Origin of the sequence: Pseudomonas mangiferae (assembly GCF_007109405.1) — a bacterium.
In the GTDB taxonomy this organism is placed as follows: domain Bacteria; phylum Pseudomonadota; class Gammaproteobacteria; order Pseudomonadales; family Pseudomonadaceae; genus Pseudomonas_T; species Pseudomonas_T mangiferae.
In genome coordinates, this window is the sequence record NZ_VJOY01000017.1 from 36,401 (window position 1) to 50,107 (window position 13,707).

Here is a 13,707-nt window from a genome sequence, read left to right on the forward strand (position 1 = left end):
CGGATATATCCCGGCCTGGGGCTTCAGCCGCGCTCGGCGGCCGAGGGCGCGCTGTCGAAACTACCGCCGCTGCGCCGCTGGTTGCGGTCCTCCCGGGGCGTCACCCCGAAGAAGTTGCGGTAGGCGCTGGAAAAGTGCGGGCCGGAAGAAAAGCCGCAGGACAGGCCGATCTGGATGATCGACTTGCTGGTCTGCATCAGCATCTGCCGCGCCTTGTTCAGGCGCAGCTCGAGGTAATACTGGCTGGGCACGCGACTCAGGTACTGCTTGAAGATCCGCTCCAGTTGCCGCCGGGACACGCACACGTGCTGGGCGATCTCGTCGGTGGTCAGCGGCTCCTCGATGTTCGCCTCCATCAGCAGCACCGCCTGGGTCAGCTTCGGATGGCTGGAGCCAAGGCGATTCTGCAGCGGGATACGCTGGCGCTCGCCTCCCTCGCGGATGCGCTCCACCACCAGTTCCTCACTGACTGCACCGGCCAGTTCGGCGCCATGGTCGCGCGCCAGCAGGGCCAGCAGCAGGTCCAGCACGGCCAGGCCGCCACAGGCGCTGAGGCGGTCGCGGTCCCAGTCGAACAGGTGGCTGGTGGCGATGACCTTGGGGTAGCGCTCGGTGAAGTCGTCCTGCCAGCGCCAGTGCACGGCGGCGCGGTAGCCGTCGAGCAGCCCCAGCTGAGCCAGGGGATAGACCCCGGCGGACAGCGCGCCGACCACGCACCCGCCGCGCACCAGCTGCTTGAGAGCGCTGGACAGCGGCTGCGACACGCTCAGCAGCGGCTCGTCGGCGATCAGGAACAGCCGCTGCAGGCCGTCCAGGCGGCCGTTCCAGGGCTCGCCCGGCAACGACCAGCCGCCTTCCAGCGGCTCGGCGTGGAAGAACGCCGGCTCGTAGAGGGCGTCCGGGTGCAGCCGCCGCGCGACGCGCAGCGCTTCCTCGGCCAGCGCCAGAGTGATGGCCTTGGTGCCGGGCCAGATGAGAAAACCGATTCGTTGGGCGGATGCTGTCATGGCTGGCATTCTAGCCGCAGCGCGGCGATTACTTGAGGCTGCCTGACAGGAATTGCTGGAGCCGTTCCGATTTCGGGTTCGCCAGCACCTCGCGCGGGCAGCCCGCCTCCTCCACCAGACCCTTGTGGAGGAAGATCAGCTGGTTCGAGACTTCCCGGGCAAACCCCATCTCGTGGGTCACCACCACCATTGTGCGGCCCTCTTGAGCCAGGTCGCGCATCACCTTGAGCACCTCGCCCACCAGCTCCGGGTCCAGGGCCGAGGTGGGCTCGTCGAACAGCATCACCTCGGGCTCCATGGCCAGGGCGCGGGCGATGGCCACCCGCTGCTGCTCGCCACCGGACATGTGGCCCGGGTAGGCGTCCTTGCGATGGGCCACACCCACCTTGGCCAGGTAATGCTCGGCCTTTTCCAGGGCGTCCTTCTTGGCCATCCCCAGCACGTGCACCGGCGCCTCGATGACGTTCTCCAGGGCGGTCATGTGGGACCACAGGTTGAAATGCTGGAACACCATGGCCAGCCGCGAGCGCATGCGCTGCAGCTGCTTGGGGTCTGCCGCCTTGAGCGCGCCTTCCTTGCCCGGAACCAGCTTGAGCTCTTCACCGTTGAGCAGAATCTTCCCGCCGTAGGGCTGCTCCAGCATGTTGATGCAGCGCAGGAAGGTGCTCTTGCCCGACCCGCTGGAGCCGATGATGCTGATCACGTCGCCGGCCTTCGCCGCCAGGGAGACGCCCTTGAGCACTTCGTGGCTGCCGTAGCGCTTGTGCAGGTCCTGGACTTCGAGTTTGTACATGGTATGGGCTCTCAAGAAAGCGGAGATGTCAGTCGCTCAACAGGCGTCCGCTGCGGATGGGATGACGGCCGGCCACCTTGGCCAGCCACAGACCGGGCTGCGCGAAACGCAGGCGCTCGCGGGCATAGAGCACCCCGTCCACCGAAGCACGCACCACGCTGTGGCGGTCCTCCAGCGGGTCGATCACCTCCAGCAGCGGTTCGCCGGCCTTGACCGACGCCCCCACCGGCCGGAGGAAACTCACCACCCCGGCGTGGGGCGGGTAGACGAATTCGGTGCCTTCGAAGGGCGTGGCCTCGCAGCAGGCCTCAGGGGCCGGCGGCCAGTCGCCGCTCAGCAGGCCCTGCTCCGCCAGGAACGCGAGGATCGCCTCGGCGCTGGCGCGAGCCTGATCCGCCCCGGTGTCGGCCATGCCACCCAGCTCGACGGTGGCGGCGAGACAGGCCAGCGGGATGTCCGCCTCGGGGTAGCGGCGCGAGAGCCGCAGCCAGGGCGTGGAACAGGCCTCGTCGAAGGAGTAGCCGCCGGATTCCTCGGTCAGCAGCGCAGCGCCCGCCCCCAGGCGCGCCGCCAGGGAACGCAGGCGCGGCCATTGCTGGGGGATCGGATACAGGTGGACCACGGCCTCGAAATCGCAGTGCAGGTCCAGCACCAGGTCGGCATCGCAAGCATGCTTGAGCAGCAGCCGCTGCAACCCCTGCCACTCCGAACGAGCCGGCGGCAGGCCGTCCAGGGCGATGTGCATGGCTTCGCGGATCAGCCGCACGTTGGTGGTCGCCTCATCGCCCAGGCGCGCCGCATGCGCCGGCGTCAGCGCCTCGGCCAGGTCGACGAATGCGCGGTTGAAGTTCTGCCCGCCGGCCTGTTCGAACCGCCCCTGGTGCACGCCCTGCAGCACCTGGCCGAGGCCGATGGGATTGGCCACCGGCACCAGTTCGACCACGCCCTGCAGGCGCCCCTCGGCTTCCAGCTCCCGCAGGCGCCGCTTCAGCTCCACCGCCACCCGCATGCCGGGCAACTCGTCGGCGTGCAGCGAGGCCTGCAGGTAGGCCTTGCGCGGGCCGCTGCCGAAGCGGAACACCGTCAGCCGGCGCTGGGTGCCCGGCAGGCCCCAGGGCAGGTCGTGATCGATGCGCTGCACGCCGCGGCCCTCCCCTCAGGCCTTGCGCGGCGCGAGGTAGGCCAGCCAGCGGCGCTCGGCGCGCTTGAACAGGCGGACCAGGACGAAGGTCAGGCACAGGTAGAACGCACCGGCGGTGATGTACGCCTCGAACGGCAGGTAGTACTGGGAGCTCACGGTACGCGCGGCGCCGGTAATGTCGATCAGCGTGACGATGGAAGCGAGGCTGGTGGTGTGCAGCATCATGATGACTTCGTTGCTGTACTGCGGCAGCGCGCGGCGCAGGGCCGACGGCAGCAGGATGCGCCGGTAGAGCTTGCCGCGGGACATGCCCATGGCCTTGGCCGCCTCGATCTCGCCATGGGGCGTGGCCTTGAGGCTGCCGGCGAGGATCTCGGCGGTGTAGGCGCTGGTGTTGACGGCGAACGCCAGGCACGCGCAGAAGGTGGCGTTGGACAGATAGGGCCAGAGCACGCTGTCGCGGATTGCCGGGAATTGCGCCAGGCCGTAGTAGATCAGGAACAGCTGCACCAGCATCGGCGTGCCGCGGATCACGTAGGTGTAGAGCCAGGCCGGGAGATTCACTGCCGGCTGGCGCGAGACCCGCATCAGGGCCAGCGGGATCGCCGCCAGCAGGCCCAGTGCCAGGGAGATCGCCAGGAGCTTGAGGGTGACCAGCACGCCGCCCAGGTACAGCGGCAGGTTTTCCCAGATGACGTTGTAATCGAAGATCATAGGTTCGCTCCGCGGCTCACAGTTCGGCCGTCTTGATGCCGGCGGAATAGCGTTTTTCCAGGTAGCGCAGGGCCAGCAGGGACACGCTGGTCAGCACCAGGTAGAGCGCCGCGACCGCGAGGTAGAAGGTGAACGGCTCGCGGGTGGCATCGGCGGCGTTCTTCGCCTTGAACATCATGTCCTGCAGGCCCACCACCGAAATCAGCGCAGTGGCTTTGGTCAGCACCAGCCAGTTGTTGGTGAAGCCGGGGATCGCCAGGCGGATCATCTGCGGCACCAGGATGCGGAAGAACACCTGCAGGCCGCTCATGCCGTAGGCCGCGCCCGCCTCGCCCTGGCCCCTGGGAATCGCCATGAAGGCACCGCGGAAGGTCTCGGACAGGTAGGCACCGAAGATGAAGCCGAGGGTGAAGACGCCGGAGGCGAAGGGGTTCAGATCGATGTAGTCGTCATAGCCCAGCAGCGGGGCGACGCGGTTCACCAAATCCTGGCCACCGTAGAAGATCAGCAGGATCAGCACCAGGTCGGGAATGCCCCGGATCACCGTGGCGTAGGCCTCGCCCAGCAGCGCCAGCCAGCGGACGGGCGACAGGCGGAACGCCGCGCCGATCAGGCCCAGCAGGATCGCCACCGCCATGGAAGAAAGCGCCAGCGTCAGGGTGAGCCAGGCACCCTCGACGATGGTCGCACCGTAGCCGTTCAGCATGATTTCGAGTCCTCGGAATGAGGTGTTGAGGGACGAAGAGCCCAAGGCAGCGCGGCGCTCACCTCCCGCCCGCGGACTGGGAGGCGACGGCCCGCAGCGGGCCCCGCCTTATCCTCGCCCTCCCCGGCGGACACCGGGAAGGGAACTGCTGCTCGAATGCCGGACGCTTACTTGCCGTAAACGTCGAACTGGAAGTACTTGTCCTGGATTTCCTTGTACTTGCCGTTGGCACGGATGGCCAGGATGGCGGCGCTGATCTTGTCGGCCAGGGCCTTGTCGCCCTTGCGAACCGCGATGCCCTGGCCTTCGCCGAAGTATTTCTCGTCGGTGAAGTCAGGCCCGGCAAAGGCGAAGCCCTTGCCGGCGTCGGTCTTGAGGAAGCCCTGATCGATGTTCACCGAGTCCGCCAGGGTGGCGTCCAGGCGACCCGAGGCCAGGTCGAGGAACACTTCGTTCTGGGAGCCGTAGCGCACCACTTCGGCGCCGGCGGGGGCGAAGACTTCGGTGGCGTAGCGGTCGTAGATCGAGGAGCGCTGCACGCCGACTTTCTTGCCCTTCAGGTCCGCCAGCGGGTCCTTGAGCTCGGTACCGGCCTTCATCGCCAGCTTGGCCGGGGTGGAGTAGTACTTGCCGGTGAAGTCCACGGACTTCTTGCGCTCGTCGGTGATGGACATGGACGAGAGGATGGCGTCGAACTTGCGGACCTTCAGGGCCGGGATCAGGCCGTCGAACTCTTGCTCGATCCACTTGCACTCGACCTTCATCTCGGTGCACAGGGCGTTGCCGATGTCGTAGTCGAAGCCGGCGATGGTGCCTTCGGCGGTCTTGTAGGCGAAGGGAGGATAAGCGGCCTCGATACCGATCCGCAGCGGCTTGGCGTCGTCGGCCATGGTCAGGGGTGACAGGACGGACAGCGCCAGGGCGCCGAGAAGCAGGATCTTCTTCATCTTATGACTCCGATTCGTGTGGCAAATGTATGACTGGCAGACGAGCTCGAGGGGGACGCCGCCGCGCGTGAATTGTAGGAGTAACGACGACGCGCCGCGCGCTGAAGCTGCGCGACCCGTTGCGGCTGGGTGTCCGGCATTCTATCGGGAGGTGGAAAGCCGATATTTTCTCAATGCGACAAGTAATTACAAAAGCGACTGGACCCTGGCGGGCCGGCATTGACAGGCGGGACGGATTGTGACTGACCAGGCATAACGTACAACCCGGTATCCAAGCAATAACCGAGCCTTTCTTTCAAACTCCTTAATAAACATCGACTTGTATGATAAAGGCGCGCATCAGGAGCAGCACGATACACGAAACTGAGGCCTGGAAAGATCCAATCGGAAACACAGGCGTTACGGAGTACGACCGGCCGTAACAGCACCTCGAATGCCGATATTCGTCTGGCTGGACGCAGAAATGGGTAGTCGATGACATCCTTGCGCCGCCCTAGCCTCTTTCGGAAAAAGATGCGGAAACGAATGGGCCGACTTTCGAATAAAACAGAATGACACCTGAGCCGCCCCCATTGGGGACCGGCCCAGCCTCCCCTGCCAGACCGGCCGGGATACGTATAAGCTCACTGAGAGACAGCCTGGCTCGACCGCTCTTCGGGTTTGCGTATGAACGGTGGGGAGCCAGGCGCTATCTGCGCATCCATTACGGTGGAAGGCGCTGAAGCCACGATCCACCCGAGCACCGGGCCAGCCTGTCGCGTCTCATGGCCGCCATTCCGCGCCCATAAAAAAGCCCGCCTCCCCTTTCAGGGAAGCGGGCTCGCTCAGGCGCCGATCAGGCGGCCTGCATGGTGCGATGGGTGTCGATCAGGTGCTGCACCACGCCCGGATCGGCCAGGGTGGAGATGTCGCCCAGGGACTCGTACTCGCCCGTGGCGATCTTGCGCAGGATGCGCCGCATGATCTTGCCGGAGCGGGTCTTCGGCAGGCCGGGGGCCCACTGGATGACGTCCGGCACCGCGATCGGGCCGATCTCCTTGCGCACCCAGGCCTTGAGTTCCTGGCGCAGCTGCTCGGAGGGCTCCTCGCCGCTGTTGAGGGTGACGTAGACGTAGATGCCCTGCCCCTTGATGTCATGGGGGACGCCGACCACTGCCGCTTCCGCCACCTTCGCGTGGGCGACCATGGCGCTTTCGATCTCCGCGGTCCCCATGCGGTGGCCGGACACGTTGAGCACGTCGTCCACCCGGCCGGTGATCCACCAATAGCTATCCTCGTCGCGGCGCGCACCGTCGCCGGTGAAATACATGCCCTTGAAGGTCTTGAAGTAGGTGTCGACGAAGCGATCGTGATCGCCGTACAGGGAGCGGGCCTGACCCGGCCACGAATCGATGATCACCAGGTTGCCTTCGGCCGGCCCCTCGATCAGGTTGCCCAGGTTGTCCACCAGGGCCGGCTGCACGCCGAAGAACGGCCGCGTGGCGGAGCCCGGCTTGAGGGCGGTGGCGCCGGGCAGCGGGCTGATCAGCACGCCGCCGGTTTCGGTCTGCCACCAAGTGTCGACGATAGGGCAGCGTTCCTTGCCGACGGTGCTGTAGTACCAGTGCCAGGCCTCGGGGTTGATGGGCTCGCCCACCGATCCCAGCAGGCGCAGGCTGGAGCCGTCGGCACCGGCCACCGCGGCATCGCCCTGGGCCATCATGGCGCGGATGGCGGTAGGGGCGGTGTAGAGGATGTTGACCTTGTGCTTGTCGATGATCTTGGCCACCCGGGTCACGTCCGGGTAGTTGGGCACGCCCTCGAACAGCACAGTGGTGGCGCCATTGGCCAGGGGGCCGTAGACGATGTAGCTGTGGCCGGTGACCCAGCCCACGTCGGCGGTGCACCAGTACACCTCGCCCGGGCGGTAGTCGAATACCCGCTCGTGGGTCAGCGCGGCGTAGACCAGGTAGCCGCCGGTGGTGTGCAGCACGCCCTTCGGCTTGCCGGTGGAGCCGGAGGTATAAAGGATGAACAGCGCTTCCTCGGCCCCCATTTCCTTCGGCGCACAGACGCTGCCAGCCACCTTCATCAGGTCCTCGAACCAGATGTCGCGGTGGGTGTTCCACTTGATGTCGGCCCCGGTGCGCTTGCACACGATGACCTTCTGGACGCTGTTGGTTTCCGGGTTGGTCAGGGCGTCGTCGACGTTGGCCTTGAGCGGGGTCTTCTTGCCGGCGCGCACGCCTTCGTCGGCGGTGATCACCACCTTGGACTTGCAGTCAATGATGCGGCCCGCCAGGGCTTCCGGGGAAAACCCGCCGAAGACCACGGAGTGGATCGCGCCGATGCGGGCACAGGCGAGCATCGCCACCACCGCCTCGGGGATCATCGGCATGTAGATGGTTACCACGTCGCCCCGATGCACGTCCTGGCCGCGCAGGGCGTTGGCGAACTTGCAGACCTGCTCGTGGAGTTCGCGGTAGGTGATGTGGCGGTGTTCCGCGGGGTCGTCGCCTTCCCAGATGATGGCGACCTGGTCGCCGCGGGTTTCCAGGTGACGGTCCAGGCAGTTGTAGGAAACGTTGAGGGTACCGTCGGCGAACCATTTAATGTCGACGTGGTGGTCGTCGAAGGAGGTCTGCTTGACCCGGGTGAATGGCTTGATCCAGTCCAGGCGCTGGGCCTGTTCGCGCCAGAAGCCGTCCGGGTTGATCACCGATTGCTGGTACAGCGCCTTGTAGGAGGCCTCGTCCGTCAGCGTCTGGGCGGCCACCTCGGGGCGTACGGGATACAGGGAAGCGGCACTCATGGGCATTACCTCGATTACTGAAGTCATTTGTTGTTCTGTTCTTGTAGAGAACCACGTATCGGGTGGGTTCATTTTGTAACGGCGGCGGGCAGGCGCAACCATTCGACCAAGGTCTACCGGGTCGAATGGGCGGGCAAGGCACGTGTCGCGTCGACTCTCAGCATAGACGGCCAGGCGCGAAAGGCAGGCGGGAGCGGCCACCGGGCGACCGGCGCGTCGGGTGCGTGGAGGAAGGCAGAAAGCGGAGGCGGAAAAGACACAGGCGGAACGAGGAGGCGTTCCGCCCGTGGGAAATCAGAGGCGGTCGGCGCCGCGCGGGCTCTTCTTGCGGGTGCCCAGCAGGTGGGAGAACACCGCGTGCAAGTCGTCGGAGGCGCCCTCTTCCTCCAGGTTCAGCTTGCCGTCGATGTGGTCCATGTGGTGCATCATCAGCTCCACCGCCTTGGCAGCGTCCCGGGACTCGATGGCGTCGATCAGCCGGTTGTGCTCGTCGTAGGAACAGTGGGAGCGGCCACCGCTCTCGTACTGGGCGATGATCAGCGAGGTCTGTGACACCAGGCTGCGCTGGAACCCTACCAGGGGCGCGTTCTTCGCAGCCTCCGCCAGCTTCAGGTGGAATTCGCCGGAGAGGCGGATGCCGGCGCCTCGGTCGCCCCGGGAAAAGCAGGCCTGCTCCTCGCTTACCAGGCGGCGCAGCTCGGCCAGTTGCTCGGCCGTGGCGTGCTCCACCGCCAGTTCGGTGATGGCTTTCTCCACCAGGCGCCGGGCATAGAAGATCTGCCGGGCTTCCTCGACGCTGGGGCTGGCCACCACCGCGCCGCGGTTGGGGCGCAGCAGCACCACGCCTTCGTGGCCGAGCCGCGACAGGGCGCGGCGGATGATGGTGCGGCTGACCCCGAAGATTTCCCCCAGCGCCTCCTCGCTCAGCTTGGTCCCCGGGGCCAGACGCTGCTCCAGGATGGCGTCGAAGATGTGCGCGTAGACCACATCGTCCTGGGTTCCGCTGCGCGGGCTCTTGCTGGCACGCGTCGGCTTCTTGAGGGGCAGCTGTTGGCTCATGGTTCCCGTTCCGGTCGGCGATCGCCGCGCAAAGCCGCGGCGGAAAAGCCGCATTGTACACAAGCGCCCGGCAAACGATGACCGGTGGGTATCGGCCGGTGGATGGACAGCCCGCCTGGCCTGCGCCGCTTTGGAGAAAGGACACGGCTCGTGGACGCGCCATGCCCTACTGCGATCCGACCGGACGGCATGATTCGATCCAACCGGGGAGGCATTTCGGAAACTCCGTTTGCATTATTTGTATACAAAAGCATAATCCATTGCGCACGATTTCCTGACCTCCCGGTCAGGAGATGCGGCAGCGGAACCCGTCGGCGGACGGGTCGTGACAATAAGAACGAGGACCACCCGTGGACAGCACCCCAACTCCTTCCAGCGTGGCGGCCCCGGCCGACGCACACTCCCGCCGCGGCCTCCTGGAGCGGCTGTTCCAGCTCCGGGCCCACGGCACCTCGGTTAAGACCGAGCTGGCCGCCGGCGTCACCACCTTCATCACCATGGCCTACATCATCTTCGTCAACCCCAACATCATGGCCGATGCCGGGATCGACCACGGTGCGGCCTTCGTCGCCACCTGCCTGGCGGCCGCCCTGGGCTGCTTCCTTATGGGGCTCTATGCCAACTGGCCGGTGGGGCTGGCCCCGGGCATGGGCCTGAACGCGTTCTTCACCTACACCGTGGTGGGCACCCTCGGCTACAGCTGGCAGATCGCTCTGGGGGCGGTGTTCCTCTCCGGGGTGCTGTTCATGGGGCTGACCTTCTCCCGGGTCCGCGAGTGGCTGCTCAACAGCATCCCGCCCAGCCTGCGCTTCGCCATGGGCGCCGGGGTGGGGTTGTTCCTCGGGCTGATCGGTCTGAAGACCGCCGGCATCGTGGTGGCCAGCCCGGCGACCCTGGTGAAGCTGGGCCACCTCACCGAACCCGCGCCGCTGCTGGCGGCCCTGTGCTTCCTCTCCATCGCGATCCTCGAATACCACCGGGTGTTCGGCGGCATCCTCATCAGCATCCTCGCCGTGACCCTGGCCGGCTGGGGCCTCGGCCTGGTGAGCTACGGCGGTGTGTTCTCCCTGCCGCCGAGCCTGGCGCCCACCTTCCTGGCCATGGACGTGCGCGGCGCCTTCGACGTCAGCATGATCAGCGTGATCCTGGCGTTCCTCTTCGTGCACATGTTCGACACCGCCGGCACCCTGATGGGGGTGGCCCAGCGCGCCGGACTGGTGGGCGAGGACGGCCGCATCCACAACCTGTCCCGGGCGATGAAGGCGGACAGCGCCTCCAGCGTGATGGGCGGGTTGCTGGGGGTGCCGCCGGTGACCAGCTACGTGGAGAGCGCGGCGGGCGTGGCCGTCGGCGGCCGCACCGGGCTCACCGCGGTGACGGTGGGCGCGCTGTTCGTCCTGGCGATGTTCTTCGCCCCGGTGGCCGGCATGATCCCCGCCTACGCCACCGCCGGCGCGCTGATCTACGTGGCGATGCTGATGATGGGCGGCCTGGCCCACATCGACTGGCACGATCACACCGAGACTCTGCCGGCCATCGTCACCGTGGTGATGATGCCGCTGACCTTCTCGGTGGCGGACGGCATCGCCCTGGGCTTCCTCACCTACGGTGCGCTGAAGCTGTTCACCGGGCGCTACCGGGACATTTCCCCCAGTCTCTACGTGCTGTGCGTGATCTTCATCGCCAAGTTCGTCTTCCTGTAAGGTCGACGCTCCATCCCCGCGTCCGGTCCGCCGGGCGCCCCTCCGGAGTTTTCCATGAGCCTGGATACCTGGCTGCTGTTCTGCAGCGCCGCGCTGGTCGTCATCCTCATCCCCGGCCCGCTGTCGCTGCTGATGATCGGCAACAGCCTCAACTACGGCCTGCGCCGCTCGACCCCGGCCTTCCTCGGCGGCACCAGCGCGTCCCTCTGCCTGCTCAGCGCCTCCGCCCTGGGCCTGGGCGCGCTGCTGATGGCCTCCGAACGGGTGTTCAGTGCCCTGAAGCTGGTGGGGGCGCTGTACCTGTTCTACCTGGCCTGGCAGAGCTGGCGCGCCTCGCGCCAGCAAGGCGGCGCGGTGGGCGACGAGCCGCAGGCGGCGTCCAGGCCGGCGTTCCGCCCGATGTTCTGGAAAGCCTTTGCCCTGGGTGCCAGCAACCCCAAGGACATCCTGTTCTTCGCCGCCTTTCTGCCGCAGTTCCTCGACGCCGGGCGGCCGCTGTCTGCGCAGTTGCTGACCATGATCGCCACCTGGGCGGTGCTGGACCTGCTGTGCAAGCTGGGCTACGGGCTGGGCGCGCGCGGCGCGGCGCGCTACCTGCGCAGCGGTCGCGGCAAGGTGTGGTTCGAGCGGATCAGCGCCGGCCTGTTCGCCGGCGCCGGCGGGGCCTCGCTGCTCAGCCGCTGAGGTGCGGATCGCGGATCGCGGATCGCGGACAAAAAAAGACCCGCTTCCCGCGGGTCTGAGACTCATGTGAGTCGAGTTGGAGCGAGGTTCAGCTACCGCGGTAGGTCGAGTAGCTGTAAGGGGAGACCAGCAGGGGCACGTGGTAATGGTCTTCGCCGGCGGCGATGCCGAAGCGCAGCGCCACCACGTCGAGGAAAGCCGGCTCAGCCAGCTCGACGCCTCGTTGCCGGTAATACGCCCCCACGTGGAAGTGCAGCTGGTAGGTGCCGGGACGGAAGTCCTCGCCCTGCAGCAACGGGCTGTCGCAACGGCCGTCGTGGTTGGTGCTGGCGCGGGCGACCCGGGTCAGTTGCTCGCCGTCGACGCGGAACAGTTCGATTTCGATGCCGCTGCCGGGGCGGCCATGGGCGGCGTCCAGCACATGAGTGGTCAAGCGTCCCATCGCACGAGGGCTCCCTGATCGGATGGCGTGAATGACCCGGGAGCTTAGCAGCCGAATCGGATGTAGACAAATTAATGGATAACTGTACACAAGATAGCCGGACCCGTTGGCTGGTTTCGTCCGTCACCCCGGTACGAATCAGGGTCCGATGCGCCGCGCTACCGTGGCACGCAGCGGCATTTACAAAGCCCGCCACGTTTTGTATACAATCCTGCCATTCGATCCGGCTACCTGTTCGTGATCGTCATTCGTCCATGAGGAATTCGTGAGTGAGCGCTGACTACCCCCGCGACCTGATCGGCTACGGCGAGCATCCGCCGCACCCCCACTGGCCGGGCGACGCGCGCCTGGCGCTGTCCTTCGTCCTCAACTACGAGGAAGGCGGCGAACGCAACGTCCTCCACGACGACCTGGAGTCCGAGTCCTTCCTCTCGGAAATGGTCGCCGCTCAGCCGCTCAAGGGCGTGCGTCACATGAGCATGGAATCCCTCTACGAATACGGCAGCCGCGCCGGGGTCTGGCGCCTGCTGCGCCTGTTCCGCCACTACGACATCCCGCTGACTGTCTTCGCCGTGGCCATGGCCGCCCAGCGCCACCCCGAGGTGATCCGTGCCATGGTCAAGGACGGTCACGAGATCTGCAGCCACGGCTACCGCTGGATCGACTACCAGTACGTGGACGAGGCCCTGGAGCGTGCCCACCTGCAGGAGGCGATCCGCATTCTCACCGACCTCGCCGGCGAACGGCCCCTGGGCTGGTACACCGGCCGCACCGGACCCAACAGTCGGCGTCTGGTACGCGAGGAAGGCGGCTTCCTCTACGACTCGGACACCTACGACGACGACCTGCCCTACTGGGACCCGGCCAGCACGCCGGAGAAGCCGCACCTGGTGATCCCCTACACCCTGGACACCAACGACATGCGCTTCACCCAGGTCCAGGGTTTCAACTGCGGCGAGGATTTCTACCGCTACCTGAAGGACGCCTTCGACGTGCTCTACGCCGAGGGCGAGGCCGGCGCGCCGAAGATGCTCTCCATCGGCATGCACTGCCGGCTGCTGGGCCGGCCGGCCCGGCTGCTGGCCCTGCAGCGCTTCCTCGACTACGCCAAGGGCCACGAGAAGGTGTGGTTCGCCCGCCGGGTGGACATCGCCCGCCACTGGCACGCCACCCACCCGTTCCAGGAGACCCACCCATGAGCCGTTTCCAGACCCTGACCCCGTCGCAGCTGGACCGCGCGGCGTTCGTCGAGGCCTTCGCCGACATCTACGAGCACTCGCCCTGGGTGGCCGAGCGGGCCTTCGACCGTGGCCTGGACGCGCGCCACGACGAGATCGACGGCCTGCACCAGCGGCTGTCCGAGGTGCTGCTGGAGGCCGGCCACGACGAACAACTGGCGCTGATCAACGCTCACCCGGACCTGGCCGGCAAGGCTGCGGTGCGCGGCGAGCTGACCGCTTCCTCCACCGCCGAGCAGGCCGGCGCCGGCATCCAGGATTGCATCCCGGAGGAGTTCGAGCGCTTCACCCGCCTCAACGCCGCCTACAAGGAGCGCTTCGGCTTCCCCTTCATCATGGCGGTGAAGGGCAGCGACCGACACCAGATCCTCGCCGCCTTCGAGACCCGCATCCACCATTCGCCGGAGCAGGAATTCCACCGCGCCCTGGCCGAGATCAACCGCATCGCGCTGTTCCGTCTGCACGCCCTGTAAGACGAGACG

The 13,707-nt window shown here is 66.5% G+C and carries 13 protein-coding genes; 4 read left to right on the forward strand and 9 right to left on the reverse strand.

What is annotated here, in order from left to right; all coding sequences use genetic code 11:
- Positions 1–23: 23 nt before the first annotated feature.
- The 8 genes from argR to FM069_RS18475 form a co-directional block, all read right to left on the reverse strand.
- Positions 24–1,007: a transcriptional regulator ArgR gene (gene argR, locus FM069_RS18440; protein WP_178106842.1), complete on the reverse strand. Its 984-nt coding sequence runs from the start codon at positions 1,005–1,007 to the stop codon at positions 24–26.
- 28 nt (positions 1,008–1,035) lie between these two features.
- On the reverse strand, positions 1,036–1,800 hold the full coding sequence (locus FM069_RS18445; RefSeq protein WP_143489839.1) for an ABC transporter ATP-binding protein: 765 nt from the start codon (positions 1,798–1,800) through the stop codon (positions 1,036–1,038).
- Between the two features lie 28 nt (positions 1,801–1,828).
- The gene (locus tag FM069_RS18450; RefSeq protein ID WP_143489840.1) at positions 1,829–2,941 is read right to left on the reverse strand and encodes a succinylglutamate desuccinylase/aspartoacylase family protein; all 1,113 of its coding nucleotides are present in this window, start codon (positions 2,939–2,941) and stop codon (positions 1,829–1,831) included.
- A gap of 15 nt (positions 2,942–2,956) precedes the next feature.
- Positions 2,957–3,655 (reverse strand): ABC transporter permease, encoded by a 699-nt coding sequence (locus tag FM069_RS18455; protein WP_143489841.1) that lies wholly within the window; start codon positions 3,653–3,655, stop codon positions 2,957–2,959.
- A 16-nt stretch (positions 3,656–3,671) separates the two neighbouring features.
- Positions 3,672–4,361: an ABC transporter permease gene (locus tag FM069_RS18460; protein ID WP_143489842.1), complete on the reverse strand. Its 690-nt coding sequence runs from the start codon at positions 4,359–4,361 to the stop codon at positions 3,672–3,674.
- Between the two features lie 167 nt (positions 4,362–4,528).
- Positions 4,529–5,308: an ABC transporter substrate-binding protein gene (locus FM069_RS18465; RefSeq protein ID WP_143489843.1), complete on the reverse strand. Its 780-nt coding sequence runs from the start codon at positions 5,306–5,308 to the stop codon at positions 4,529–4,531.
- An 835-nt stretch (positions 5,309–6,143) separates the two neighbouring features.
- Positions 6,144–8,099 (reverse strand): acetate--CoA ligase, encoded by a 1,956-nt coding sequence (gene acs, locus FM069_RS18470; RefSeq protein ID WP_143489844.1) that lies wholly within the window; start codon positions 8,097–8,099, stop codon positions 6,144–6,146.
- A 294-nt stretch (positions 8,100–8,393) separates the two neighbouring features.
- The gene (locus FM069_RS18475; RefSeq protein ID WP_143489845.1) at positions 8,394–9,158 is read right to left on the reverse strand and encodes a GntR family transcriptional regulator; all 765 of its coding nucleotides are present in this window, start codon (positions 9,156–9,158) and stop codon (positions 8,394–8,396) included.
- A gap of 377 nt (positions 9,159–9,535) precedes the next feature.
- On the opposite strand from FM069_RS18475, the gene FM069_RS18480 reads away from it, so the two are divergent.
- Both FM069_RS18480 and FM069_RS18485 read left to right on the forward strand, forming a co-directional pair.
- The gene (locus tag FM069_RS18480; RefSeq protein WP_143489875.1) at positions 9,536–10,861 is read left to right on the forward strand and encodes an NCS2 family permease; all 1,326 of its coding nucleotides are present in this window, start codon (positions 9,536–9,538) and stop codon (positions 10,859–10,861) included.
- A gap of 54 nt (positions 10,862–10,915) precedes the next feature.
- Positions 10,916–11,545 (forward strand): LysE family translocator, encoded by a 630-nt coding sequence (locus tag FM069_RS18485; protein ID WP_143489846.1) that lies wholly within the window; start codon positions 10,916–10,918, stop codon positions 11,543–11,545.
- 88 nt (positions 11,546–11,633) lie between these two features.
- Here FM069_RS18485 and uraH read toward each other — a convergent pair whose 3' ends face one another.
- Entirely contained in the window at positions 11,634–11,987 is a 354-nt protein-coding gene (gene uraH, locus FM069_RS18490) for a hydroxyisourate hydrolase (protein WP_143489847.1), read from the reverse strand.
- Positions 11,988–12,256: 269 nt separating this feature from the next.
- Here uraH and puuE point away from each other — a divergent pair, with 269 nt between their 5' ends.
- On the forward strand, positions 12,257–13,186 hold the full coding sequence (gene puuE, locus FM069_RS18495; protein ID WP_143489848.1) for an allantoinase PuuE: 930 nt from the start codon (positions 12,257–12,259) through the stop codon (positions 13,184–13,186).
- Positions 13,183–13,698 (forward strand): 2-oxo-4-hydroxy-4-carboxy-5-ureidoimidazoline decarboxylase, encoded by a 516-nt coding sequence (gene uraD / locus FM069_RS18500; RefSeq protein ID WP_143489849.1) that lies wholly within the window; start codon positions 13,183–13,185, stop codon positions 13,696–13,698. The genes puuE and uraD overlap by 4 nt, the downstream gene beginning before the upstream one ends.
- The last annotated feature ends 9 nt before the right edge of the window (positions 13,699–13,707 follow it).

Coding starts and splice junctions, on each gene's coding strand:
- uraD (WP_143489849.1), top strand. CDS start 13,183: ATGAGCCGTTTCCAGACCCTGACCCCGTCGCAGCTGGACCGCGCGGCG.
- FM069_RS18460 (WP_143489842.1), bottom strand. CDS start 4,361: ATGCTGAACGGCTACGGTGCGACCATCGTCGAGGGTGCCTGGCTCACC.
- acs (WP_143489844.1), bottom strand. CDS start 8,099: ATGAGTGCCGCTTCCCTGTATCCCGTACGCCCCGAGGTGGCCGCCCAG.
- FM069_RS18445 (WP_143489839.1), bottom strand. CDS start 1,800: ATGTACAAACTCGAAGTCCAGGACCTGCACAAGCGCTACGGCAGCCAC.
- FM069_RS18465 (WP_143489843.1), bottom strand. CDS start 5,308: ATGAAGAAGATCCTGCTTCTCGGCGCCCTGGCGCTGTCCGTCCTGTCA.
- FM069_RS18455 (WP_143489841.1), bottom strand. CDS start 3,655: ATGATCTTCGATTACAACGTCATCTGGGAAAACCTGCCGCTGTACCTG.
- argR (WP_178106842.1), bottom strand. CDS start 1,007: ATGACAGCATCCGCCCAACGAATCGGTTTTCTCATCTGGCCCGGCACC.
- FM069_RS18475 (WP_143489845.1), bottom strand. CDS start 9,158: ATGAGCCAACAGCTGCCCCTCAAGAAGCCGACGCGTGCCAGCAAGAGC.
- FM069_RS18485 (WP_143489846.1), top strand. CDS start 10,916: ATGAGCCTGGATACCTGGCTGCTGTTCTGCAGCGCCGCGCTGGTCGTC.
- uraH (WP_143489847.1), bottom strand. CDS start 11,987: ATGGGACGCTTGACCACTCATGTGCTGGACGCCGCCCATGGCCGCCCC.